Raw genomic sequence first — 25,882 nt, forward strand, 5'->3', positions numbered from 1 at the left:
AAAATAGCACCCACAATAACGCACAATAAATTATTTTCCCTCGGCGATTGTTAAACCTCACTGGAGTTCTGTCCGGGCAAACCTGGCAGCCATTTCTGTTATTGCAGAAGATGGCCGGCGTGTGTTTTTCGATTGCCCATCACCTCAGAGATAATAACGATGAATAAGGCGTTTGCGGTGGTGATGCTGGCATCAGCCAGTTTGTTTGCGCTGTTTTGTGTATCCTGGTGGGGCGATGTTTTTTCTGGAAAGGAAGCATCGCCTGCTGGATTTTCAACCAGCAATTCCTCTGTGCTCAATAAAATCCAGCCGCATGAAAATTCTTCAGCAGTTTCATCGAAACAGGCAACGCCAGCGCCGGTTGTAAATAATTATTCGAAGTAACTCTTCTATTTATTTGGCAACCACTTCCCTGTTCAAGTAATGATCTGTAAGAAATAGACGCTACGTGATTCATCCTCGTTACGCATTTAATAATTCCGGTGCGGTGTTGCGTATACGCGCAAGGTCGCGCACTGGTGGTAATCCAAACAGGCGGTGATATTCGCGATTAAATTGTGAAGGGCTTTCATAGCCTACGCGATGGCTTGCGGTTGCCGCATCCAGGTTTTCACTGAACAATAAACGTCGCGCTTCTTGCAGCCGTAATTGTTTTTGAAATTGCAGCGGCGTCATATTGGTGATGCTTTTGAAATGCGCATGCAGTGCCGAGTTGCTCATACAGGCCATTTGCGCCAGATCCTCAATTCGCCAGTTTTTATGGAAATCACGTTTTAATGCGGTGATGACGCGTGCAATTTGTTGTGCGTGGCTATCTGTCTGTGCAGTTTGTTGCAGGGTAATGGCTTGTTCATCTTGCAGTAGTCGATACAGGATTTCCCGCTCCACCATCGGCGCCAGGATTGGCAGGTCCTCTGGAGTATCCAGCAAGCGCATCAAGCGCAGTACCGCATCGAGTAATTGGTAATTCGCCTGGCTCACAAACAGCCCGCGCGCGGGTGTTTTTTCCGGCCGCAATAGTTGGCGGTTTTCAATAAACATCTCGCTAATTTTTTGCGGTTTTAATCCCAACCGGATGCACAGGTACGGATGTTCCGGAGTAGCTTCAATCACCTGGCCGCGTACCGGTAAGTCCACCGCCGCTACCAGATAATGCGATGGGTTGTACACGTAGGTCTCGTCGCCCAGGCGCGCCTGCTTTTGCCCTTGTGCGATGATGCACACCGAGGGTTCATAAATGCTATGGGTTATTTCGGTGGGCTGGTCGCTGCGAAATAATTGCAAGCATTCGAGGGCGGTGGGCGTCATACCTTCATTCAATGCCAGGCGGCGCGCACGCATCGCCAGTTCGGCTACAAGATGGTCCATTTGATTGCTCATCGGGTGTCTCTCTCGTGGTTCGCCATTACCAATTTGATGCATGTGAGTGTAACTGCTTGCGATTAATGGTTGAACCGATCGGCGTTGAGTCTGGAGTTTTAGGCAATGACTGGCGAGGAATCGGCTACCGGCAAAAATACCCTGCTCCCTATAGTGGCTCCATCGGGACGGAATTCACCGGCCCTTAGTTAAGGAGCTATCCATGTCACATTTTCAACCTACCCGTCAGAAAAAAATCATTGTTATCACTGGTGCCAGCAGTGGTATTGGCGAAACTGCCGCACTGGCGTTAGCGCAGGCTGGCCACACCGTGGTGTTGGGCGCGCGTCGCCAGGAGCGTCTTGAATTGTTGGCGGAAAAGATCCGCGCAACGGGCGGCTCTGTGGCTTTCCTGGCAACTGATGTTGCCCGCAAAGAGCAGGTCGATGCGTTAATCTATTTGGCGCGCGAACAATTTGGCCGCGTGGATGTGATCGTAAATAACGCCGGTGTAATGCCGCTTTCTGCTCTCGAAGAATTAAAGATCGATGAATGGGAGCATATGGTGGACGTCAATATTAAAGGCGTGCTCTATGGAATCGCTGCCGGTTTGCCGGTGATGAAGTCGCAGGGGCAGGGTCACTTTATCAACATATCGTCGATTGGCGGTCATGCGGTTTACCCGACAGCCGCCGTCTATTGCGCTACCAAATATGCAGTGCGTGCGATTTCCGAGGGCTTGCGCCAGGAGCAATTGGGGGGCGATATTCGCGTTACGATTATTTCCCCCGGTGTGGTGGAATCGGAATTGGCAGATTCCATTTCCGATCCGGCGGCGCGCGCGGCGATGAATGAATTTCGCCAGATCGCGCTTAAGCCGGACGCCATCGCACGGGCAATTGTGTACGCGATTGAGCAACCGGCCGATGTTGATGTGAGTGAAATTATTATCCGTCCGACCCAAAGCCCTTATTAACTGTTTAGTCATTGGTTATGGTCACCTGGTGAAAACCGGTTCAGCCGCCGCTGCTGACAGTTACCATCGTGGCAATTCGCTGCAAGGCTACTGACATAATTTGCCGGTGCTTGACCTTACCTTAACGGAAGGTTTCAGACTGCAGCCCGTGCTACCAAACGGGCTGCGCATTAATAGAATCCCCACAAGGGAAGGAGTGAGTATGCACCATCACCAACATCTGGCCGCACAGGTCAAACAATTTCTGAATAGCGCGTTAGCAGGTTCTTCTATCCAGCCTGACAAGCTATTGGCAACACAAATTCGCTGTTGGGGGTTTCCCGAATTTGATCCCGCCAACCGCGCCGAATACCAGGGTTTTTTTAATTATCTCATCGATGTATTTGCGCAGCGGCAATGGACTATCGAGCCATTGCTCACCAGCGATTCACAAGTGCTGGTGCGTTTTCGCATCAGTGGTTATCACCATGAAGAATTTATGGGGTTGCCCGCGACCGGCGCATATTTGGAATTCAGCTCGCACATTCTGTTTCGTATCCGGGAGGGGTTGATTGATGAATCCTGGATGTATAAAAAATCCCTGCGTATGACCACAAAAAAAGGCAGCGTCTTTGAGTTTGTTCCTGACGCTGCATTGATCGGTAATCGCCTCCCCAGGGTGCAATCGGCTTGCCATCGCCAGGATAACGTGGCCAGCGGATACTGATACCGGAATGAAGCTGTTCCTTTCGCGGGGGGATCGAGTAAAATCACGCCCTTGATTCGGATTTCCGAATACTGGCGAACTATCGCCGAATTTGCCCCGGGCCGCTATGAGATTTCCCCTGATGAGACAACTCCTGCTTTTTTGTGCGCTAGCGCTGACCAGCGTTAGTGCCAGCGCCGATATTTTCGCCATCTTCCGTGAGCCGGATGGCAGCACTAAATGGCAGTACGTTGCAAACACCTCGGCCGGGATTTTAATTATTACCCTGGTAATAGTACTGGTTTTCCTGATCCGCGCTCACCGCCGTGCCATGCGTTGGAATAGCGCACTTACTGATATCAAAGCCAACCTCGAACAACGCGTCGCCCAGCGCACTGCGGTTTTGCAACAAACCACCGAACAATTACAGGAGCGCGAGGCGTATATCGGCAGTATTGTTAATTCCATGCCAGTGATGTTGATTGGTTTGAACCAGCAATTGCAGATTACGCAATGGAATAAAAAAGCGGAGGAAATTACCGGGCGCCCGTTGCAGGATGTGATCGGAAAAAATTTATGGGAAGCCTATTCGGCAATCACCCTTACTGTTGAACAAGTGAAGGCGGTGTTGGCCAGCGGTGAGACCACCAATCTCAATCATACCCAGCGCGGCCAATATACGTTCGACATCACCCTGTATCCGCTCGATAATCAAAATACCGGCATTGTGATTTTGATTTCGGATGTGACCAAGCTGGTGAGTGCAGAAAATAAATTGGCTGAACGCGATAAAGTATCGGCCATGGGGGAACTGGCATCGGCGATGGCCTATGACATCAGTTTGCCCATCAATACTATTTTTGCGCGGGTCTCCAGTGCGCGCCAGGAAATTGAAAATGCCGAGTTGGGTAATGTAAAAGAATTTTTATTACAGGAAGTTGAAACGGTACGTTTGAGTGCGCAACAAGCCACGGCTATTGCGCACAACTTGCTGGATCTTGCCAGCAGCCATCGCGACAGCAAGCAATCTGCTGATGTTCCGCCGATTATGGATCGTGCAATTGAATTGGCGAGCGATTTATTTACCGATGTAAATGGTTTGACCTTTAAATACATTAACATCCGTCGCAACTACGCCAGTGACTTGCCGCAAATTCCGTGTTTCCCTACCGAGTTGGAGCAGGTATTCGTGCGTTTGATGCGCAATGCATTTTATGCGCTCAATGCAAAAACCTGGGATGAGCACAGTAAGCCCTGGATTAATATTGAAATCGGAAAATTCTACGATTCGCTCTGGATCAAACTTGAGCATAATGGGAAAAGTTTAACGGATGAAGAGCAACTGGATATTTTCCAACCCTTCTTTTCGCTCACCGACCGCAATTCAAGTTTTCCGGTGGAGCATCGTTTGTCGTATTCCTATTTCATTATTACCAATCACCATCGCGGTGAAATGGCAGTTACATCAGATGATGAACATGGAACCTGTTTCAACATTCAATTGGCGTTAAGTTAATTACTCCTCAATGTTAATCGCTCTTCAATATTAAAAAGCTGCCGGTGTTACAGCCTGCAGCTTTTTTATACCTGCTGCGCAATCCTGGAAATTTCTGGCATGAAATTATTTGTGCATGAATTGATTGGCGCAATCTTTGCGGATAGATAGCGGGTCGTGGCGCTTCGATATTTAAACATTGCATGCGGTTGTTTATAACCCGTGAGTTGCGCCAACCTTGATTGCTTTATGAAACATTACTAACTATCGCACCTCAATAGCATTAAGGAGAATATATGAAACTACATCGCGTCTATCGGCAGCTTTTTGTTGCCGCTTTCATGACATTTCTAGCGCAAATTGCCAGCGCCCATCCCTTGCTTACCTATACCAGTGATAATTTATTTTTTAAGGAGGGTTACCTGAATGGATACCCTGACGACAGTGTCGGCTCGGCGGATGCTCCTCCCGCTGTGTTCAGTATTTCGTTTTTTGGAAATACGTTGAGCGAGGGTGCTGATATCGCCATTAATGATGCTGGTGTATTGAGTAATTTCCACCTCACACCAATTAATAATGTTATTGATTGGGACCTGGCGGGTAATATTGTTGGTTGGGACCTTTCCTTTTTTGTGGAAGAAAAATCTTTTTCTGAATCAGATGGCCCGCAACGAATAACTACCAGTATTCAATCCTCTTATGGTGAAAATCGTTGTAATTGTGACAAATATTTCTGGGGATACGATCTGGTAATTCCCAGGGCGTATGAACAATGGCAGGTGATTGGTGAACTCGGGTTCCTATATCAGGCAGATTCAAACCCGGATAACTGGATTATTAAGTCTGCCCCGGTGCCGGAGACCAGTAGTTATTTATTACTGCTTACCGGCCTGGTGATGTTAGGCGTCGTTGGTATGCGTAAAAAAATCCGTCATCAATAATTAAATAATCAAAAAGCAGTGATAATGATTAATTACTGCTTTTTGATGTTGAAGGGCTAAAAAATGACAATGAGGTTAATTAACCTTACGCCAATGCTCCTCAATTAAAATACCGTCTTCCAAACCTTTATGGATCCATAATCCATTTTTAACGGTGCAGTTGAAATCGTAGGTCTTCCCCATGAGCCTTGCCTCGGAAGTGGCGTCTACGGTCTCTTTATAGCTTTCACCCTTTAATGTGTAGGTACCTGAGCCTGCAACCGTAAATTTCCCGTCCTTGCCCCAGGTAATAAACGTGAAATGATTATCGGATAACACTTTGCGTGAGAGCGTCGCTTTATCTTTAATTTCACCGACGACTTCGCCCTTATCATTTTTATAAATTGCGTATTCCAATTCCCATGCACCGGTCAACTTGCCTGCATTCGCCCAAGGGCTGAGCATAAATAATAACAGCGCCAATCCTGTAAATAATTTTTTCATTGCCATTGCTCTCTCTTTATATTCTGTTGTGTTTGATCGTTCAGGTTAAATGCGCGGCCTGGTATGGCTGCCGCTGGATTATGCCTCAGCTTTTACCCGTAGCCAGTGGGCTAAACAAAAATTAATAATTAATAAGTATGCTTAATAATAAATTGGCAGGAACTTACAAGATGCATTTGTTGCAGAGCAACAACAGTTATAAATATTGCGCTTAAATAAGGGACAATGCGTTATTAAGTTTATGTTCCAGCTCTGCTTTTAATTGCAGGTAATGGCCCAGTTGCAAACCTGTTTGTTGGGCAATAATGTCGCGGCAAAGTGAAAGGTCCAGGTCGGTGATATAGCACGGATAGCGTTCATTGCGCTGGCGACGGCGCACAATATAACTGGCAACGGCTTTAAATAAATCATCGCCATAAGCAAGGGTAGAAAACTCTTGTTCATCGCAAAAAATAGTAAAGCGCAATTGTTGTTGGTCCATCTCGGCAATAGCTTTGATATTAATAAAATGCAGTTGGCTGATTTCACTGTTGAGATGCCGTGCCTCAACCAGGCCCTGTTGTAGTTTTATATTGCCCGTGAGTTCATAAAGGTAGATGGTATCTTGCTCCAATGTGTTTCCCGCGTGGTCGCCATCCAATTGCAATCGTTGTAGTGCGGCGCGAATAAAATTAACCAGCGGGCGCAATAATGTTTGTTGGTTGTGAAATTCACTAATGGTGTTGAACAATGAGCCTTTTTCATCGACAAGCGTAATATTGGCTTTGTTGTTATCCAGTTGATAAAAAACATAAATGCCGTTGCGTTTTATTGTGTTACAAATAAGGCGTAGCGGTTTGTCGCGCAATCCATAACGATCAATAACGATCGGGCTGAATTCCGGTTGCGCCTGGCCGAGCTTTTCCAGCAGTTTTTCATAACTTTTAAAGCGCTGGATTTGCGGTTGCTGCTGGATAATCTGTATCAATAAATATTCATCGCCCATTTCAAGAATATAACGGCTGGTGCGTGGCCGTGTACCTGAGTAATAGCAGCTGATCAAATCGCGCCAGAGTTCGGTTAATCGCTGGGCGATATTGCTACCCTGGCCGGCGCTGAAACAACGAATACTCAGCTCGGGCATACTGAAATTTTTTCCGGGTGGCAACAGGCGGAAATAATGTTGCAAGCAATTTACCAGCGCATCGGTTGCATAATGCCTGCACACCAGTTCACCCCAGGAATTAAGGTGAATGACATCCGCATTGATGATCAAATTTTCACGCATACCGGTGTACACCAATGCATCTTTCTGGCTGCTGAGCATTTGCATTCCCTTTTTATGCAGATCAGCCTGGGGTTCAACGCCAATATTAATAATAAATAATAACCGCTCAACATTCGCGGGGCGGGTGAATTGTTGATGATCAATCGCCAATGGCAAGGGTAACCATTGCTGCAGTGCCTGTATCAGTTGTTGTTTTTGCAGATTGCTCAGTATAAAGCCATTGCCGACAATATCGCTTTTGGTTATGCCTGTAAGAATTTCATTAGCGTGACACCACAGCAATAATTCCAATAAGCTGCGTGATCTTTTTATAGGCTCTACGTTGATGTTGCGCACACCGAGATCATGATAGCTACCGCGCAATAATTGCCAGCTTTCGCCATCATCTGTTTTTTCCAGAATGAAACATAAATGTTCTTCACTTAGATCACGTGAGATGCCGGGGTTAATCCATTCGATCTTCCCTGCCTTGCGCTCGAACGCCGCGTGAAGCTTGCGCCCCAGGATCATTAATTCTTCATTGCTAATCGCAATATCGTGGCCGTGGTGTTTATTTAATTCATTCAGCAAGCGGTAGCTTTGGTTCAATTCATTGACCAACAATGCCCGTTCGCTGATGACATGGGGCGCTTTCCAGTATGCGCGATTGTCGAGCATGTGCAGCTGGTGCGTCGACCAATTCCAGTTTTTTACCAATTGTTCTAATAATGCCCGTTGCCAGGATTTATTGGTCTGGCGATGGGTGCGCGATAATGCGTTATTGGCTTTAAAATAAAAACAGCGCCTCACTAACTCCAGGCGCAAAAGCTGATGGTGTAAATATAAATAATCTTCCAGCCGTTGATACACCATTACATAGGGATCTAATGCATTGGCGTCCGGTGTTTCGGCATAAATTGCACGCTTGAAGCGAAGGGCTAATGGCTCGCTGGTATTTTTAATTGCGTCGGCAATATCGTTTTCATTATCGATACCGACTCGTGCGGTATTACTGGCATAAGCTTCCAGCAATAGTAGTTTTAACACTGATTTATAAGGGGACTCAATCGCTTTATACAATTGCCATACGCCGGCACCTACAAATTCGTTGGCCGGAATTTCAGGCAGGCCACCGAAATCAATAACATCTTCTTCTTTGATAAAACGTTTGCGCAGCAATTTTTCGCGATAAACACTGTAATTGTCTTCCTGTGTTGCAGGTATAAACCACCAGAGCGGAACCTTTCCTGCTAACCACAATGCGGTGCGGTAAAATTCATCCAACAACAAAAAATGCTGCGCTGAGCCACTGCCTTCACTACTCATTCGCTTGCCGCGCTGGTTGGCAAAATCATCGCTATGCATCAGGAAACAATGTACTTCCAAATGAATTTGTTGTTCAGCCCATTGACTAATCAGTTGGCATTTTCGTTCCAACTCCTGCAATGCGCTGTCGTTGCCAACCAAGCTATGGCATACCCAGATATCCAAATCACTGGCGCCACTTTGAGCGATGGTGCCGACGCTTCCCATGATAAACAATGCATCTATTGAATAGGTTTTTTCAGTGAGATCGCGATTGTATTGAAAACTGCGTGCGAGGATTTTTGCCTGGCGTAGCTCATCCGCGGAGGGTTGGTATTGATAGATTCCTGCCGGTGTTGAATGGGAGATATAACCCGGTAGCATCGGATGATTCACATGAAAAAGCAGCGGCAATAATTGTAAAAAATGTTGCTGGCGGTCAGACAATGCAGCACAGGTCCGCTCATAGCGCACACGATTTAAATCGAGAAAGCGTTGTTTGAGCTGGGTTAATTGCTTGCGGTCAATACCTTCATCAATGTCATGAATATCTATCGGACGAGAGTGCATGGACGTTGATGGCCTTGGAGTTAGCGCTGCAGGTTATCGTTAGTGACTTTTTTTTTGCGTAGTATATCGGCGAGTGTATTGTAAAGTAATTCAGGATTAACCGGTTTGGATAAATAACCATTCATACCTGCTGCCAGGCAACGTTCGCGATCACCGCGCATGGCTTGTGCTGTCACAGCAACAATAGGGATATATTGTGGTTGATTGTTGTTGCGCAATTGGCCTGCGCGAATACGTTTGGTTGCTTCCAAACCATCCATCTCCGGCATTTCCAGGTCCATTAAAATAATGTCGAAGGATTCAGTAGTATTTTCCAATATCTTCAACGCCTCAATGCCATTGCCGGCGATACTGGTGTGAATATGTTTCTTTTTCAAGATGCCACGGATAACTTGCTGGTTCACAATATTGTCTTCTACTACCAGCATGCGGGTATTTTCCAGGATGTCGAGTGATTCATCGTGGATGAGCACTTCCGGGCTGATTTGTTGCAATAACTGTTCGCGCCCGATTGCCTGGCTAATCGCATCAAATAACCGCGACTCACTCACCGGTTTACTTAAAAATTCATCCACCAGAATAGCGTTGGGATCAGCGCTGGAGATTTCATCGCGATGATAGGCTGAAATTAAAAATACCCGGGGTTTTTGTTTCAAGCTGTTGTCTGATTTGATCAAGCCGGTAAGTTGCAAGCCATTAATGTTGGGCATGCGATAATCCAGCAATATAAAATGATACGGCTGGCCCAGGTTATCTGCCTGGCGAATGCGCTCAATAGCGCTGAACGGGTTGTCTATTTCATCCGCTTGTAAATGGATACTGCGTGCAGTACTAGCGATGATAGTGCGCGCAATGGTGTTGTCATCCACAATCAGTACACGAATATTATTTAGATCGCGCGGATGATTGACCAATGTTTTTTCACCCAGGTGACTGTGCTCAAATACAGCCGTAAAAGTGACTTTACAACCTTTATTTAAACTGGAATCAATCTGGAAATCACCTTGCATCAAATGTACAAGGTGGCTACAAATCCCCAAGCCGTAAGAATTTTTTTCGGTGTCGGCATGATACTTATTGAAGACCAGGCGTTCGCGTATGTGGGCAAGTTTTTCTGCTGTCATGCCTAAACCATTATCTTCTACGGTAAATTGCAACACGACTTGCTTCTGTTTTTGCTGTTGCGCCAAACGGGCTACACGCACGACTACCTGGTTGGTATTGGAATACTGGAATGTATTACTGAGTAAATGGCTGAGAATCTGGCTGAGCCGCGAGGCATCACCTCGCAGAAAGCGCGGCACATCAGCCTTGATGTCATACACAATATCTACGGCGCGATGCAGTGCGCTGATTTCAAATAGTCGCGAAATTTTTTCAAATAATTGATCAAGGTCGAAATGGGCATATTCAAGGATGACGCGGCCCGCTTCAATTTTGGAAAAGTCGAGCAGCTGGTTAATGATTTGTAGTAGCGAATCCGCCGCCGAATTAACACTCATTAAATAACTTTGTTGTTGCTCATCCAATCGGGTGTCATGTAATAGGTAACCGATACCGATAATGGCATTCATCGGGGTGCGAATTTCGTGGCTGACGCGCGCGAGGAATTCACTTTTGGTTTTACTGGCAAGATCGGCTTGTGCTTTCGCGTTCAATAATTCTTCGCGCGAGTTTATAAAATCGGTAATGTCAGTATTTACGCCGACGCAACGTGTGGGGCGGTCCAAATGATCCCGCTCAAAAAACTTGGCCTTGGAATTGACCCAAATAATATGCCCATCGCGATGCAACAAGCGGAACTGCAATTGCAGTGAATCACGCTTGTTGTCGATAGACGTTTGATATTCCAGCAACATATTGTCCAAATCATCGGGGTGGACAAAATAATCCTGCAAGGTCTTCAGGTTTCCCGGTAAATCTTCGTAATCGTAGCCGAGCATGCGCAAATAACTGCGGCTGAAATAAATTTTGTTGGTGAGTAAATTCCAGTCCCAAATACCATCATTGCTTGCTTCCATTGCGTATTGATAGCGAGTATCGCGATCATTCATCAGGCGCAGTTGTTCGTGTTGTTGCATAAAGCGAAATAACCAACCGAGCAAACTGCCAAGTGCTTTGGTATCTTGCTGGTGCCAGGTGCAAGGATTATCGCGATGCAAGGTCATTAAGCCTTGTAATTGGTTTTGTTCCGAGAGCGGGATTATCAGGCTATTAAAAATGCCTAGCTGCCGCAAAGGTTCAGTGGCTTGGGTTTGGTCGTGATCAGTTGCCGACAATATCAGTGACTGATTTTCTTCCAGCAGGCGCCGTTCGGCGGAGCCGGCTTTAATCGCGAAGTGCAGCCATGCGGGTGCTTGCAAGTAGTTGCGACTGGTAACGTTTAAGTCAGATACACACCATTGGCTGAGCAGATAGAGTTGTGCGTCTTGCTGATCCCAGTTCCAAATCCCGATTTCGCGCAGCCCGAGCAGGCTGCCAACTTTGCGCAGGACTTGCTGGATACTGTGTGGGTGCTGTTGCTTGACGAGGTATCTCAGGGTTTCCTGGACCCAGGTCTCATCAAAAATCGCACCTTCACTTTTATTGAGTGGGCCCGGTGCATCCTGATCGGAATCTATGAGGGGATTTTGCGCGCTGGTGCGTAAGGTATTAATAGCGTGTTTGGCTTGCAGGCTTTGTTTCAGGGATGCGAGCTCCTCCTCCAGCAGCTGAATTTTTGCTGCTAGTGCCTCTTCAGAATCGCCTGAATGCAAAGATTTTTTACCCATGCTTGATCTGCATGCCTCGTTGGTGATCTGGACAAAAAACACACTGCCAGACTCAAAGCCTAGCCCATGGCTGTGCAAATACCAGCGACAACTATAATAAAGAATGAAAAATGCGCCAAGTGGCGATGAGCTGCAATGACGTATCAATAAATGAATGAGAAGGAGGTTTCTTTGCCGGGGGAACGTTAATTATCACGGGGTAAAAAAACGCCGCACCGTTAAACGATGCGGCGTTTTTAGTTGGGCGGGTAAAAACTTATTTGCGGTTGGCGAGATTGTCTTTCGCGCGCGCAACAGCGGCTTTGACTTGTGCCGGTGCAGTGCCGCCGATGTGGTTGCGCGCAGCCACTGAACCCTCCAGTGTTAACACGGCAAATACGTCCTGTTCAATCACGGTAGAGAATTGCTGCAATTCAGCGAGGCTCATTTCCGATAAATCTTTTCCGGTTTGCACGCCGTGGGCAACTGACTTGCCGACAATCTCATGCGCATCGCGGAAAGGTACGCCGCGACGGACAAGGTAGTCCGCCAGATCGGTGGCCGTGGAGAAGCCGCGTTTGGCCGCTTCGTACATTTTTTCTTTGCGTGGCTGGATTGCAGGCACCATATCGGCGAAAGCGCGCAGGCAATCTTTTACGGTATCGATCGCATCGAATACCGGCTCTTTATCTTCCTGGTTGTCTTTGTTGTACGCCAATGGCTGGGATTTCATCAGGGTTAACAGTGCAGTCAGGTGACCGTAGACGCGGCCGGTTTTACCGCGCACCAGCTCAGGTACATCCGGGTTTTTCTTTTGCGGCATGATGGATGAACCGGTGCAGAAACGATCCGGCAAATCGATAAAGCTGAATTGCGATGAAGTCCACAGCACCAGCTCTTCGCTCGCGCGCGACAAGTGCATCATCAGCAAGCTGGCGAAGGCGGCGAATTCGATGGCAAAGTCGCGGTCACTGACGGAATCGAGCGAGTTTTCGGTCGGTGCATCAAAACCCAGCAATTGTGCCGTGTAAGCGCGATCAATCGGGTAGGTAGTTCCTGCCAGTGCGGCGGCGCCAAGCGGTGATTGGTTCACGCGTTTGCGGCAATCCTGCAGGCGGCCATAATCGCGCTGCAACATTTCAAACCAGGCTAATAAATGATGGCCAAAGGTCACTGGTTGGGCAGTTTGCAAATGGGTGAAGCCGGGCATGATGGTATCGGCATTGGCTTCGGCGACTTGCAGTAAGCCTTGTTGCAAGCGGGTAAGTTCTTTGGCGATTGCATCGATTTCGTCGCGCAAATACAGGCGGATGTCGGTGGCAACTTGATCGTTGCGCGAGCGTCCGGTATGAAGTTTTTTTCCGGTGATGCCGATGCGCTGGGTGAGCAGTGCTTCGATGTTCATGTGCACATCTTCAAGGCTCACAGACCAGGTAAATTTGCCCGCGACGATTTCCGCACGAATCTCTTCCAGGCCGGTAATGATCTGGTCGCGCTCGGCGTCGGTGAGTACGCCGACTTTGGCGAGCATGGTCGCATGGGCGATGGAGCCATTGATATCGTGGTGGTAAAGGCGGTAATCAAAACCAATGGAGGCGGTAAAACGCTCGACGAAGGCGTCGGTAGCTTCACTGAAGCGGCCGCCCCAGGGTTTGATGGGCTGGTCATTCTGGCTCATGAGGAAGTGTCCACAAACTTTAAATAATGAAAGAGATGGCAGGTGCAGCTAGGCTAAGATTCGCGATTTGTGCGGATATAAAAACGGCTGCTGCGCCGCAGGCCGCGCATTATAGCCCAAGGCATAGCCAATAAGGTGCGCTGCGGCGTGATCGAACCTGTAAAAACCATCCCGTGAACGATAGAGGATTTATGCCTGCACCCAGGGTCAAAAATACCCGCGTTGAAGCGCGCGAGCCCATTAACCCGTTTTTGCCGGATTTGTGTAATAGCCAGGCATTGTTCCTGCTGGTATTGGTTGCGGAATTGCTGGCGTTATTGCTGACCATCAGCGCCTCATCCGGCCTGCGGGATTTCAGCTGGGACAAGCTCGCGCTAATCTCGGTCCAGGTGCAATGGATTGTATTGTTCAGTGCGATGGCGTTATGCCGGATGCGTTTTTGGCTGGGGCAGCAAACCCAGGTGCAAGCGGGTACCGCCAGTTATGTGTTGGTATTGGTCATTACGCTGGTGTTGTCGACGTTGGGACAATGGATTATTTACGGCGCAAGCGGTTTGTTATTTGTCGATGATCAACACTTCACATTTGATTACTGGTTGTTGTTAGACAACCTTGTGATTGCAGCGATTCTCTCCGGCATCCTGTTGCGTTACCTCTATTTGCAGCAGCAATTGCGCAACCAGCAGCAAGCGGAAATGCAGGCGCGCATCCAGGCGTTGCAATCGCGTATTCGTCCGCATTTTTTATTTAACAGTATGAATGCGATTGCCAGTTTGATCAGCACTGATCCCGATACCGCCGAACGTGTGGTTGAGGATTTATCGGAATTGTTTCGCGCGAGCCTGGCGGAACCGACATTGATTCCGCTGGAGCGCGAGCTCACCTTATGTAAACATTACCTGGAAATTGAGCAGCTGCGTTTGGGGCGTCGGTTGCAGGTGGATTGGCAGATTGGCAGCTACAATAGTGATGTAAAAATTCCCAGCCTGATGTTGCAACCCCTGGTCGAGAACGCGATCTTCCACGGCGTTGAACCTATGCCCAAGGGTGGGAAAATTACGATCAAGGTTTCGCAAAACGATAAGCAACTCAGCATTGTTATTTGTAACCCTTATATGCTGGCAAAAAAGAATGTGCAAAACCACGAGCATTCCCAGCGCCATAACCGCATGGCATTGGATAATATCCGTCGTCGGTTGACTGCGCATTTTGGCAGTGCTGCGCGTTTATCCAGCAGTGCGGAAAACGGCATATTTACCACCTATATATTTTGTCCGCTGGCAGTGTGAGAGCTGCGCAATTAAATATTTTTAAACATCATCCACCAGGAAAATAATTATGGATGTATTGATCGTCGACGATGAAGCACTGGCGCGGCAGCGGCTGGTACGCATGGTTGAAAAAATTGATGGCTTTTCGGTAGTCGCTGAAGCGGATGGTGCCGATGAAGCCATGGTTGCCATTGCGGCGCATGATCCGGACATCGTCTTGCTGGATATCCAGATGCCGGGCCGCGACGGGCTTTCACTTGCGCGCGATATTGCTGCATTGGAAGATCCTCCGGCGATAATTTTTTGCACGGCATACGATCAATATGCGCTGGATGCATTCGGTACCAATGCGGTAGGTTATTTGCTCAAACCGGTCAAGGCCGAGCAATTATTACAAGTGCTGGAAAAGGCAACCAAGCTCAATAAAATCCAGCGCGTGGCAGCGCAAAAAAATCCAACGCCCAAAAAAGAAAACCAGCGTACACATATCAGTGCCAAAACCCGGCGCGGGGTGGAATTAATTCCGCTGGAAGATGTACGTTACTTTTTGGCAGACCATAAATATGTGACGGTTTATCATCGCAGTGGTGAACATTTGCTGGATGAAACCTTGAAGGAGTTGGAGGAAGAATTTTCCGGGCGTTTTGTGCGTATCCATCGCAACTCATTAGTGTCCGCCAAACATATTGAAGCACTGGAACGCACCGTCCAGGGCCAATACCAGGTGCGGCTTGCTGATACCGATATGCGCCCGGTTATTAGCCGCCGGCACGTGAGTGACCTGAAAGACCTCTTGAAAATGATGTAAAAGTGGTACTTGAAAAATATCGTCATGAACAATCAATAATGATTGCTGTAATGGCGTTTTTGCTACGGCGTTGATAAAACAACGGCATTTATATGGTTAACCATTCGCAATCATTCTTACCAAAAAAAATTACGGGTATTTTATTTAATTTGGATGCCAGTAATTTGTAAAAAGAGATGTCCTTCCTTTTTTGATTGTTTATTCCCTCGACAATGCGACGCTTTTCCCTATAGGGGGACGCGTTCAATCCATTCATCGTCGAGGGAATAATGAGTATCTCAAAAAAAATATTTCGGCAGTCAGCTTTTGTGTTAGGCGCAGGCTTAACGTTACACGCCTCCGGCAGTTTTGCGGCGCGTTGTGAATACGTCATCCAAAGCGATTGGAACACCGGCTTTGTGGCCGCTGTGCGTATCACCAATGACACCAGCACACCCATCAATGGCTGGTCGGTTAATTGGTCTTATACTGATGGTTCAACGCGCACCGGCGGCTGGAATGCCAACATCAGTGGCAACAATCCTTACACCGCAACCAGCGTTGGCTGGAATAACCAGATTAACCCCGGGCAAACAATTGAGTTCGGTGTGCAAGGCAATAAAGGTGTTGCGAATTCGCCGGCAGCGCGCCCGGTAGTGACTGGCAACGTGTGTTCGTCGCCAGTGAGCAACCCGTCGACTAGCAGTCGATCCAGTGTGCCGAGCAGCAGAAGTTCGAGCAGTTTACCTATCGATATTTTATCGTCGAGCAGTTACAGCAGCGCCAGAAGTTCATCAAGCCGGAGCTCCAGCAGTGTGCCGATTGATATTTTGTCATCAAGCAGTTACAGCAGTTTCCACAGTGTATCCAGCCGCAGCGCGAGCAGTTTTTCGGCGGGCTCTTCCAGCAGTGTGCGCAATTCGAATTCCAGTTTTTCCAGTGCGAGTTCACAACCTTCATCTAACTCTTCAGCAGGTTCGAGCAGTTCCAAAGGTGTTAATCATCCACCGGTTGCACGCCTGGCGCTGACGGCAGAGGGGTTAACGGTGCGTGCTAACGCGTTGGCATCTACTGATGAAGATGGCGATAAGTTGAAATACTCCATCGGATTTGGTGATGGAGCGGCAATCAGTTATGGCGATGCCTGGCATACCTATAAAACACCCGGTACCTACACGGTGACATTGACCGTGGACGATGGCACCGCCAGCAGTGAAAAACAGGAATCCGTCACGCTCACCGGCTCCGGTAGCAACCAGCCGCCTATTGCGGTGCTCAACCTCGTGCGCGATAACCAGCGCATCATCGCTTACGCCAATACCTCTTACGATGCGGAAAGCGGGCTCAGTTACTTATGGGATTTTGGTGAGGGGCAATTTATGGGCTCTACCAGGCAATCGTTCAACGATTGCAATACCACCACGTCTACACCGGTGACCCTCACGGTATCGGATGGCCAATTAGCAGATACCGTGCAGGGCTATGTCGCATACCGCTGTGGTGTATTCCAGGACACTGTTGGCAATGCAAGCTTCACTTATACGATTGATGGTTTGAAGGTAAACGTGGATGCGCGTGGCTCTACTCAAGCCCGCTCATTGGAATGGAATTTTGGTGGTGCCGGTAGTGGCGGCAGTAGCAGTGTGGGGGCGGGTCGTTTGCTGGAGTCGTACACTTACGCCGCGCCGGGAACCTACAACATTCAGCTCACGGCTCACGGGGATTGGGGTGACGGCACTAAAACCATTCCGGTGACGGTGGGTACGGTGGTGAGTTCATCATCGTCCAGCAGCAGTATTCGCAGTTCATCCAGTTCAAGCGTTAGCAGTGTACCCAATCATTACGATGCACCCCGCGCAACGACCGCGCCGGTCATTGATGGCAGCGCCGATGCTGTGTGGGATCGCGCTTCATGGGCACCCATCGATGTGTTCTGGCTCGGTACGCAACCCAATCCATCGGCACAGGATTACAGTGGTCGTTACAAAGCCTTGTGGGATGAGGATTATCTGTACCTGTTGTTCGATATCACCGATGACCGCATTTACGACGGCGTGCGCGATGCGTTGGATCGCTATTGGGAAGATGACACCGTTGAATTGTTTATCGATGAAAACAAAAACGGCGGCCAGCACGGTTACAACACCAGTGCCTGGGCGTATCACATCAGCACCTATGGCGATGTGGTGGATTACACCACCTCTGGTCCGAAATTGCTGAATGACCATATCGATACCCGATTGGTGAGTGTTGGCAGTAAACACTTGTGGGAAATTCGCGTGCGTATTTATGGCGAGGATTATGCCGATTGGAAAACCAATACCCCGCTCAAACTTTTCTCCGGAAAACTCATGGGATTCTCCGCGTGTTACATCGATAACGATGGCAGCCCGCAGCGCGAAAGCATGATGGGTTCGGTAAATACCCCGGGCCACAAAAATAATCAGGGTTACCTGGATGCCAGCGTATTTGGCTCCTTGCGCCTGGTTGAGTAAGTTTTGCGTGTAGAAAACCCCTGCGTAAACAATAAAACCCCGCTGTAAAAAGCGGGGTTTTATTATCAGGTCAACACATCGCTCACATCAGGTGTGCGATTGTTTTGCCGCAAAAAATCAACGACAGGTCACTGCCGGTGTTTCTACACTGCCACCATTGGTATTGCCCTGGAAACCAAACTCCACGGTTTGACCTGCGCCGATATTACTATTCCAGCCAAGGCCGGTGGCGCTGTAAGGGTTGCTTCCCGTGAGGGTCGTATTCCATGAACTGGTGAGGCGATTATTGCCGCTGTATTGCCAGCTCGCGGTCCAGCCGGATTTCGCACTGGTGCCGGAATTGGTGACGCGAATCGCACCGGTAAAACCCGAGCCCCAGGAATTGGAAACCACGTAAGTACAGGTCAATCCTCCGGTGTTGTTATTCACACTGCTTGAGCTGCTGGACGGTGGTGTCACGCTACTGCGACTGCTCGATGTTGCCGGTGTGCTGCTGGAACTGCTGCTGGTAGACGGTGTGCTGGACGCAGTATTGCCTTCGATTCCAAACGGCGCCGGTAACGCGGCACAACTGGTGCGGCCCACACAACTTTGCTGGTTTTCCCAGCCCCAGCCTGACGGTGTGCTGACGCAAATCGGGTAGCGATTGCCATACCAGTTGCAAGTCCCGCCAGTGTTGTTCACCGACGATGAACTGGAGCGAATACTGGATGAACTGGTTGCCGGGGTAGAAGAGGGCACGGAAGAACTGCCTGGAGCCACGCTCGAACGCGAGCTGCTCGAAGAGCTTGGTGTAGCACCAAAGTGCGTCGCCAGGCGCGATGTGGCCTTGATGCCGTTGGTACTGTTGATCAGGAAGTTGCCCCAGGTGCTGAGCGAAGCCGCGTTCCAGTTGTTGACGATATCCAGTTGCACACAACAGCCGCCGTTACCGCTCCAGCTCCAGCCCAGATAACCGATGCGCATATCCTGCGCGTATTGGAGAATCGCTTCTTCCGCCACATTGCTGCCGTTGTGCTCTGCACCGAACTCACCCACCACAATCGGCAAACCGCGGGTTTGGAAGCTGCTCAGGTAGCTCTGCACAATGCTCGCGCTGTTGTACACCTCGTACATATGCACGGAAAACACGGTGTTTTTCAGGGTATCGGCGGCGAAAATGGCGGGGGCGTTATCGCGCATGGCATTTTGCCAATCCTGTCCCCAATTGGCGGCATCGACCATTAACTGATGTGTTAAACCACCGCTGCGTAATGCGCGCACGCCGGTGATGGTGTCGTTGGTATAGGTAGTCGCGGAAGTGCTATTGCCGAAGGGTTCGTTGGCAATATTCACAATTACATAATCTTCCTGGCCGATGATCGCGGCTTTGATATCTGCACTTAACCAATATTCGGTCGCACGGCTGATATGGGTAGCTGCCGCGCTTTCTCCATAGCCAGTTGAGTCGTGCACTTCCAGTACGCACACCAGTTTGTTGGCCTTGCATTGGTTAATTACGTTAGTTACATCAGCACCGCTGTTGCGTGTCCACTGGGTACCATTAGCCAGGACTACGCGTACCGAGTTGGCGCCCGTGGCGGCGATATCGCGCAGTGACTGGTTAAGGCGATCCGGATACCAGGCATGGGCGTGGTTAACACCGCGGAATACAAACGGATTGCCGTTGGGATCCAGGATTTGCGAACCGCTGACGCTCCAGCCGGCAAATGCCGGAGCGACCATCGCAGACGCCAGGATTGCCAGCGCTGTGCGTTGCAGGTGTTTTCTGGCGTTAGTGACGAATTGTTTCATAGAGTGGTTTCCTTGCAGAGAGGGCTTGCGCGAGCGGCGGTTTGGTGGCGCCGGGTCGGGCGAGCGTGGTTATTGTTATCAAATTGCGTGCGCACTGCCGTCAGTTTAACCAGTGCAATGCACCGGGAAATCCGTTGGGAGATGAACAGCTTTGCTGGTAATTGCAATCATGACCCTGGCTCGCGCAGGATTTTTGGAGAGAAAAATCCCGGAAACATCGCGGCGATAATTATTATAAAAGCGGGTGGGCATGATTTGTAATCGGTTACATATTATTCCTATGTAACCGTGTACACAAGCAGAAAATCCGCCAATTAGCGCACATTCACAAGGAATCTGCACTTATTCACTGTTTGCCGATACTTTCCTGAATTCCACTTTCATCTATGGTTTTGCCTATTGATTCCATCGACAGCCCTGGCTGGGACCCGGTGTTCAAAGGGCAAACCGAATCCATGATTCGCGGCAACCTAATCGCCCTGGATCATTTCAGCCGTTGTGTTTAAAAAAGAAAAAGGTTTTGGTGAAACACCAAAACCTTTTTCTGTATCGCTAATAGATAATTGCGAGATTGTTTCGTCGAGGTAAAAACTTTTTTAAAGCCGATTATTTAAAAATTACTTTTTTCTAAATAATAGGGTTACGCGATTTGATTCACCAATTGCGCGATATTTTTCCTTATCGGCGTCCCTGGCATCCAGGCTGGGTGGTAAACGCCAGACATTTTCACCTGCTTGTGGGTCATCTTTCGGGTTTTTGTTGATATCACTTTCAGCAACGAATTCAAAACCAGCCTTTTCCATAAAGCTAACAATACGCGAGCGTTTTAAATAACCGTTTTTTCCGGATGCCCAATCATCGGGTTTCTCTTCACTCATTGCATGCTGGACGATACCGACAACACCGCCGGGTTTTAGTACTCGTTTTGTTTCAGCCAGCGCTTGCGTCAGGTAGCCGCCATCATTTTCAAAATTTGCCAGATTGTGCAGGGCACGAATAAATAAAACCGAATCTACTTTGCCGGTGAGGCCGGCCGGCAATGTGGCGAAGGTATAGGCCTGTGCCGTTGCGCCATCTGCACCGCCCCAGGCTTTTGCTTTACCGCTCCATTCAGCAGGCCAGCGTTTACGGCCTTCCATGAATTCTGTATTCACCCAACTGCCAAATTTGGGCCATAGGTCGAGATTGTAGTCCACACCAATCAACTGTCCGTTTTTCCCCAGGTAGGGCACCAGGATTTTTGAATACCAACCGTCGCCCGGTAAAACTTCAATGACGGTATCGCCGGGTTTTACCCCAAAAAATGAAAGTGTTTCTACCGGGTGACGCGCTGCATAGCGCGCTTGCTGTTCTGCTGGCAGGCTTTGGGTGATGCTCACCAAACGCGCGCTATTTTCCTTGTTTAATGTGTTTTTCTGCGAATGAGATGCGCAAGCACCCAGTAAGATTACGCTCGCAATCAGGGCGAGTTTTTTCATGGTAATGTTCCTTTATCAGGGCGATGGGAAAGTGTAGTTTTTGGAAATGAGTTGGAGTTTGCCTGTTATCGTTGTTGTTGGGTGTAATAAACGATTATTTTTTGTAAAGCCGAAATACGTCGGGGTCGCATGGTGCGTATCGAAGAATACCGTGAATGTACATTACCGTCACGATGCAAGGGCTATTTTACAGCTCGCATCATGTTGGTATTAACGTATCGCAGGAGAATTTAAATCCCTCATCTAAAAATAAAAACCCGCCGAAGCGGGTTTTTTTAAACAGTAAAACAAAAACCGATTAGTACACCAACGTTTGGATCGCGCGCGCCGGAATGGTCACATTGGTTTCCTGGTCGCCAATGTAGTAACGATAAGCAACAGCGGCATCACTATTATTCATGACAACGGTTGCCAATTTATTATCCGCATTCATGAACGAAGTCGTTTGCAATACGCTGCGGCTGGTTACGGCGCTTACGCGTTGCGCTTCCGGTTTAATAAATTTGGAAAAGTGGCCAAGGTAGTAGTAACTCGGGGTGTAAATTAATTCACCTTTGTTACTGGCATGGATGGGCGAGAAGCAGAAATTGCCAACATGGTTAGGGCCGCCTTTGTCATCGAGCAGGATATTCCAATCGGTCCAGGCGACGGCGCCGGAGTTGAAATCATTAATTAATGAATCGCCGTAGCGCTCGCCGTTGGGCCAGTATTGGTAACGCTCCGGATTAAATTTTTCGACAGTGGCTTCGGTGAGCATTAAATTTACGTTTGGATATGCCTTGTTAACTTCCGCTACGTTCTTATACATCGGTTGGCCGCCGGTCCAGGTTTCGTACCAGTGGAAGCCGATGCCCCACACATATTTTGCGGCATCCGGATCGCTCATAATCGTGTGGGCGCGATGGGTAATTAAATCGCGGTTGTGATCCCACACGATAATTTTTTTATCGCCCAGGCCTTCTTTTTGCAATGTTGGCCCGAGGTGATTTTTCAAAAAGTCGCGTTCATCTTCCGCGGTAAAAATCATGGATTCCCAGGTCTGTTTTGCCATGGGTTCGTTTTGTACGGTCAAGCCCCAGATAGGCACACCTTCTTTTTCGTAGGCTTTAATAAATTTGGTGTAGTAGAGCGCCCAGGCTGCGTTGTATTCCGGCAATAATTTTCCACCGCGCAACATATTGTTGGTGTCTTTCATAAACGCCGGTGCTGACCATGGGCTTACATACGTCGTAATTTTTCCGCCGGCGGCTTTGAGCACTTTTTTAACCAGTGGCAAACGGTATTTGCGATCGTGGTCAATGCTGAACGTTTTTAATTCTTTATCACCTTCTTTGATGTAGGTGTAACTGCCGCTACTGAAATCCGAACTGTGAATCGTGGTGCGCAGCAAAGTGTAGCCAATACCGTGTTGATTGTCGTAATAGGCTTTCAGGAATTCATCCTGTTTTTTGCGATTTAATTTGGCAAAGACTTCAGCACTTGCGTCAGTGACTGCGCCGCCAATACCGAGGATTTTTTGATAGCGGATTTCCGGGTTTACGATGACGGCGATGTCAGTCTCGGGATATTGCTGCGCAGGTTTGAGGCTAAGTGTATCGCTCAGGCTGATACGCTGGTTGGAATCCTTGGCGGTGGTATAAACGCTGACTTGTTTGTCGGCGGCGAATGCGCTGAGGCTGGCACCGGTGACCGCGACAGCGAGCATCCATTTTTTCAACTGTTTTTGCATGTTGGAGTTTCTCTTGTTGTGAAAAAACTATTTTACTTGTAGTTCAACCGGGCCGGATGTAAAGGCGCGTTGCTTTACACCAGGCACGTTTGATATTAATTGGTTATTTATTGCTTTTTAATTTCAATCCAGTTGAGATTCCATTCCTTGCCAACGGAGCGTAAACGCAAGGTGTGGTTGCCTTCCGTTAAGGCAAAGCTGGCACTGGTTTGGGTGATGTAGGTTTGCCAACCTCCGGTCGCCGCCAGGGTTTGGGTATCAACCACCACGCCATCAATTAACGCTTCAAAACCGGTGCTGCCGGTTTGGCTCGCCAAGCGATAATCAATGGTGTAACTACCGCCAGTTTCCGCTTTGATTTTGAATTCAATGTAATCGCCTGATTCGAAATGGCCGACATTGAGGCCTCCGCCGGTGTCGCCGGTGTTTTCAGTCTGCACGCCGCTCATGGCAGTAAATTTCTCCGCCTCGATTTTTGCAGGTACAGGTAGATACAACAGCGGGGTGTTGGCTTGCTCGCTGGTGTAACCCTCGGCGATGCTGTTTTTAGCGGCGACCGCATAATAGTAGGTCTCTTCCGGATTCAGGCCGGAATCGCTAAAGCCCGGTGCGGTCAGGCCTTCTGCCACCAGGGTGCCTTTGCTGCCGGCCAGGTTGGAGCGGTAGACGTTATAGGTAATGCCATTGCCCGCGATTGCATCCCAGGTAAGTGCAATGCTGTTACCGGTTTGGGCCAGTTTCACGTTAGCGGGGCGAACCGGATAATCGAACACGTTATTGTGTTCGTCAGTTACCAGCCATTTGGCCAGACCGGCGTTTACGTCGTAACCAACCTGGCCATAACTCTTGAACAGGGCCTCGATAGCAGCAACAGGTGCAGTGGTGAAATCCACTTTACCTGCATTATCAACTACATCTTTACCCGCCACCGGTGCGTCTTCAATCAGGTAGATTTCTGCCCAGGTATTCACGCTGCTATTGCCTTTGAATACCCCACTGAAATTATAGGTTTGGCCGCCTTTCAGGGTGACTTGTTGGTAAAGTGCACCGTTGATTTCACCATTTACACCCGCAGGGCGGGTGATGTGCAATACCGGCCCGCTGCTGCCAGTGGGTGCTTTGGTGGCATCGTTGCTGTTGTAGTTGAAGGCAAGTGAACCACTGATGGCCAACTCTGACCAGCCGCCGCTTGCGCCGAAGTTGCTGTTCGCTAGCAGTTCTTCGTTAGTCGTAGCGTTTTTCAAGCTGATGCTATCGAAGGTTACATCCGGATTCGCACCGCCGTTAGCGCCGGTTTTGATGACGAGGTAGTAAGTCTTGTCACCAGTACCGCCCGCCTTGATGGTGGTAGCTTTTTTCGCGCACGCATTAGCGAAGGTAGAATCCCAGTTGTTGCAATCCCAGGTGCTGGCTTTGGTGATCAGGCCGACACCGGTGTCGAGGTCGGTGTTGATTTCATTGGTCACCATGCCCCAGGTACCTTTACCTTGTCCACCCGCAACGGTGACGAGTTTGTAAGACCAGCTGGTCGATGCCCAACCGTAGGAGGCGAAGATATCGTAAGTGGCTGCGCCGATTTTACCGCCGAGGTCATCCACACCTGCGCCTGCACCTTGCCATGGTTGGAATTCGCCCATCAGCATCGGGGTTTTAAGCGCGGTTAACCGCTTATTCCAGTCGCATACACCGCCTTTACCGTCGTTGCCACACTTGAGCCAATCGCGATGGACGTCGAAATGGCTGTCGCCCGGGCGATCACCAAACAGGCCGGGGTAGGGATGGAGTTGGAACGCGACATTGGTTTTGCCAGTTGTTGCCGGATCGCCGTACACATCGATACTGCCGTAGTGGCTATGCAGAATGATGATATGTTTGTCATCGATCTTGCGGATGGTGTCGTAGAGTTCATTGACGCGCACCGCCATATCTTCCGCAGTTGAACCCCATGGCTCATTGAGCGGGTCATAAGCGGCGACCGCAGGTTCGTCTTTGTATTTAGTGGCAATTTGTTCCCACAGCCACTTGGTGCGGTCCTGGTATTCGGAGTTGGTCCAGTATTGGTTTTGGCCGGAGCAACCGGTGTGGTCGTTAGGCGTTTGGCTACCGAGGGCGCCGTGTAAATCGAGGATCACATACATGCCGCGTTTTTTCGCTTCGGCAATCGTCCAATCGATGTAATGCCATGCATCGGCACGCAGGGTACGAGGATTTTTTTCGTCCTCGATCACGCTCCACAGGATTGGCAGGCGTATAACATTAAATCCAAACGCCTTTAGCTGGTCAAAATCGCGCTCTTTGATCCAGTTGTCGCGGAATAATTTGATCAAGCGTTCTTTTTCAGAGTAGCCAAAACGCTCGGTGAGTTTGGCTTCGAGGGTGCATTGGTCGTGTACGCCATTGCCACCTTGACCCATCATCCAGAACTCTTGCACTAACCAGTTACCCAGGTTGGTACCTTTGAGGCAAACCTGGTCGCCGTTGCTCTTGACCCACTTGGTACCATCGGTTTTCAGCATGGTCAGGCCTTCAGTGCCGTTCGCTACCGGGTTACAGACTGCAACGGGGGCAACTGACGACGATGACGATGATGAAACTGATGTGATTGAGCTGTGCACATTATTGGAAGCGCGAACCCCGTGGTCACTGCCACCACCGCAGGCGACCAGGCCGAGCAGGGCAACGCTGAGCAGGCTTAAGGTAAAAGAGCTGTTAACAGGGGGATGTTTGCTGTTGGATTTAGTCATAGCGGTTTCTCTTATCTTTATTGAAAACTCGAGGGTTATTGTTATTGCCGCCACATGGTTATCCAAAAGCCACACTTGTGCGCCCGACTAAATTTA

17 protein-coding genes are annotated in these 25,882 nt (G+C 49.0%); 7 read left to right on the forward strand and 10 right to left on the reverse strand.

All coding sequences use genetic code 11. The features are described from left to right. Nucleotides 1–98: 98 nt before the first annotated feature. Both A596_RS22860 and A596_RS02015 read right to left on the reverse strand, forming a co-directional pair. Entirely contained in the window at nt 99–299 is a 201-nt protein-coding gene (locus A596_RS22860) for a hypothetical protein (protein WP_152600074.1), read from the reverse strand. A gap of 163 nt (nt 300–462) precedes the next feature. Beyond that, complete coding sequence (locus tag A596_RS02015) at nt 463–1,368, reverse strand: AraC family transcriptional regulator (protein WP_039912513.1); 906 nt, start codon at nt 1,366–1,368, stop codon at nt 463–465. Nucleotides 1,369–1,582: 214 nt separating this feature from the next. On the opposite strand from A596_RS02015, the gene A596_RS02020 reads away from it, so the two are divergent. The 4 genes from A596_RS02020 (at nt 1,583) to A596_RS02035 (ending at nt 5,456) form a co-directional block, all read left to right on the forward strand. Further along, entirely contained in the window at nt 1,583–2,335 is a 753-nt protein-coding gene (locus A596_RS02020) for an SDR family oxidoreductase (RefSeq protein ID WP_039912356.1), read from the forward strand. Between the two features lie 202 nt (nt 2,336–2,537). Beyond that, nucleotides 2,538–3,041: an ester cyclase gene (locus tag A596_RS02025; protein ID WP_039912357.1), complete on the forward strand. Its 504-nt coding sequence runs from the start codon at nt 2,538–2,540 to the stop codon at nt 3,039–3,041. 121 nt (nt 3,042–3,162) lie between these two features. Further along, the gene (locus A596_RS02030; RefSeq protein WP_052417149.1) at nt 3,163–4,536 is read left to right on the forward strand and encodes a sensor histidine kinase; all 1,374 of its coding nucleotides are present in this window, start codon (nt 3,163–3,165) and stop codon (nt 4,534–4,536) included. 275 nt (nt 4,537–4,811) lie between these two features. Then, nucleotides 4,812–5,456 (forward strand): PEP-CTERM sorting domain-containing protein, encoded by a 645-nt coding sequence (locus A596_RS02035; protein ID WP_039912359.1) that lies wholly within the window; start codon nt 4,812–4,814, stop codon nt 5,454–5,456. 75 nt (nt 5,457–5,531) lie between these two features. Here A596_RS02035 and A596_RS21820 read toward each other — a convergent pair whose 3' ends face one another. The 4 genes from A596_RS21820 to argH form a co-directional block, all read right to left on the reverse strand. After that, entirely contained in the window at nt 5,532–5,939 is a 408-nt protein-coding gene (locus tag A596_RS21820; protein ID WP_152600075.1) for a DUF4488 domain-containing protein, read from the reverse strand. Between the two features lie 211 nt (nt 5,940–6,150). Next, on the reverse strand, nt 6,151–9,060 hold the full coding sequence (locus A596_RS02045) for a class I adenylate cyclase (RefSeq protein WP_039912360.1): 2,910 nt from the start codon (nt 9,058–9,060) through the stop codon (nt 6,151–6,153). 20 nt (nt 9,061–9,080) lie between these two features. Beyond that, nucleotides 9,081–11,831 carry a hybrid sensor histidine kinase/response regulator gene (locus A596_RS02050; RefSeq protein WP_235425595.1) on the reverse strand — a complete coding sequence of 917 codons (2,751 nt, stop codon included), beginning with the start codon at nt 11,829–11,831 and terminating at the stop codon, nt 9,081–9,083. Between the two features lie 256 nt (nt 11,832–12,087). After that, nucleotides 12,088–13,488 carry an argininosuccinate lyase gene (argH, locus tag A596_RS02055; RefSeq protein ID WP_039912361.1) on the reverse strand — a complete coding sequence of 467 codons (1,401 nt, stop codon included), beginning with the start codon at nt 13,486–13,488 and terminating at the stop codon, nt 12,088–12,090. A 191-nt stretch (nt 13,489–13,679) separates the two neighbouring features. Between argH and A596_RS02060 the strand changes: the two genes are divergently transcribed. The 3 genes from A596_RS02060 (at nt 13,680) to A596_RS21825 (ending at nt 18,041) form a co-directional block, all read left to right on the forward strand. Continuing rightward, entirely contained in the window at nt 13,680–14,777 is a 1,098-nt protein-coding gene (locus tag A596_RS02060; protein WP_084127937.1) for a sensor histidine kinase, read from the forward strand. Nucleotides 14,778–14,826: 49 nt separating this feature from the next. Further along, nucleotides 14,827–15,567, forward strand: a complete 741-nt coding sequence (locus A596_RS02065) for a LytR/AlgR family response regulator transcription factor (protein ID WP_039912362.1) — start codon at nt 14,827–14,829, stop codon at nt 15,565–15,567. A 269-nt stretch (nt 15,568–15,836) separates the two neighbouring features. Next, the gene (locus tag A596_RS21825) at nt 15,837–18,041 is read left to right on the forward strand and encodes a sugar-binding protein (protein WP_052417151.1); all 2,205 of its coding nucleotides are present in this window, start codon (nt 15,837–15,839) and stop codon (nt 18,039–18,041) included. A 117-nt stretch (nt 18,042–18,158) separates the two neighbouring features. Here A596_RS21825 and A596_RS02075 read toward each other — a convergent pair whose 3' ends face one another. The 4 genes from A596_RS02075 to A596_RS02090 form a co-directional block, all read right to left on the reverse strand. After that, nucleotides 18,159–19,835 (reverse strand): cellulase family glycosylhydrolase, encoded by a 1,677-nt coding sequence (locus A596_RS02075; RefSeq protein WP_039912364.1) that lies wholly within the window; start codon nt 19,833–19,835, stop codon nt 18,159–18,161. Nucleotides 19,836–20,452: 617 nt separating this feature from the next. Then, nucleotides 20,453–21,313: a class I SAM-dependent methyltransferase gene (locus A596_RS02080; RefSeq protein WP_039912365.1), complete on the reverse strand. Its 861-nt coding sequence runs from the start codon at nt 21,311–21,313 to the stop codon at nt 20,453–20,455. 298 nt (nt 21,314–21,611) lie between these two features. Beyond that, nucleotides 21,612–23,042: a glycoside hydrolase family 30 protein gene (locus tag A596_RS02085; RefSeq protein WP_039912366.1), complete on the reverse strand. Its 1,431-nt coding sequence runs from the start codon at nt 23,040–23,042 to the stop codon at nt 21,612–21,614. Nucleotides 23,043–23,149: 107 nt separating this feature from the next. Further along, nucleotides 23,150–25,786, reverse strand: a complete 2,637-nt coding sequence (locus A596_RS02090; protein WP_235425596.1) for a cellulase family glycosylhydrolase — start codon at nt 25,784–25,786, stop codon at nt 23,150–23,152. Nucleotides 25,787–25,882 lie beyond the last annotated feature (96 nt).

This window comes from Cellvibrio mixtus subsp. mixtus J3-8, assembly GCF_000766945.1.
GTDB classification, from domain to species: Bacteria; Pseudomonadota; Gammaproteobacteria; order Pseudomonadales; family Cellvibrionaceae; genus Cellvibrio; species Cellvibrio mixtus_A.

Excerpts from the sequence above, each read along its gene's own strand:
- A596_RS02015 (WP_039912513.1), bottom strand. The coding sequence starts at position 1,368 with ATGGACCATCTTGTAGCCGAACTGGCGATGCGTGCGCGCCGCCTGGCA.
- A596_RS02020 (WP_039912356.1), top strand. The coding sequence starts at position 1,583 with ATGTCACATTTTCAACCTACCCGTCAGAAAAAAATCATTGTTATCACT.
- A596_RS02025 (WP_039912357.1), top strand. The coding sequence starts at position 2,538 with ATGCACCATCACCAACATCTGGCCGCACAGGTCAAACAATTTCTGAAT.
- A596_RS02030 (WP_052417149.1), top strand. The coding sequence starts at position 3,163 with ATGAGACAACTCCTGCTTTTTTGTGCGCTAGCGCTGACCAGCGTTAGT.
- A596_RS02035 (WP_039912359.1), top strand. The coding sequence starts at position 4,812 with ATGAAACTACATCGCGTCTATCGGCAGCTTTTTGTTGCCGCTTTCATG.
- A596_RS21820 (WP_152600075.1), bottom strand. The coding sequence starts at position 5,939 with ATGAAAAAATTATTTACAGGATTGGCGCTGTTATTATTTATGCTCAGC.
- A596_RS02045 (WP_039912360.1), bottom strand. The coding sequence starts at position 9,060 with ATGCACTCTCGTCCGATAGATATTCATGACATTGATGAAGGTATTGAC.
- A596_RS02050 (WP_235425595.1), bottom strand. The coding sequence starts at position 11,831 with ATGGGTAAAAAATCTTTGCATTCAGGCGATTCTGAAGAGGCACTAGCA.
- argH (WP_039912361.1), bottom strand. The coding sequence starts at position 13,488 with ATGAGCCAGAATGACCAGCCCATCAAACCCTGGGGCGGCCGCTTCAGT.
- A596_RS02060 (WP_084127937.1), top strand. The coding sequence starts at position 13,680 with ATGCCTGCACCCAGGGTCAAAAATACCCGCGTTGAAGCGCGCGAGCCC.
- A596_RS02065 (WP_039912362.1), top strand. The coding sequence starts at position 14,827 with ATGGATGTATTGATCGTCGACGATGAAGCACTGGCGCGGCAGCGGCTG.
- A596_RS21825 (WP_052417151.1), top strand. The coding sequence starts at position 15,837 with ATGAGTATCTCAAAAAAAATATTTCGGCAGTCAGCTTTTGTGTTAGGC.
- A596_RS02075 (WP_039912364.1), bottom strand. The coding sequence starts at position 19,835 with ATGAAACAATTCGTCACTAACGCCAGAAAACACCTGCAACGCACAGCG.
- A596_RS02080 (WP_039912365.1), bottom strand. The coding sequence starts at position 21,313 with ATGAAAAAACTCGCCCTGATTGCGAGCGTAATCTTACTGGGTGCTTGC.
- A596_RS02085 (WP_039912366.1), bottom strand. The coding sequence starts at position 23,042 with ATGCAAAAACAGTTGAAAAAATGGATGCTCGCTGTCGCGGTCACCGGT.
- A596_RS02090 (WP_235425596.1), bottom strand. The coding sequence starts at position 25,786 with ATGACTAAATCCAACAGCAAACATCCCCCTGTTAACAGCTCTTTTACC.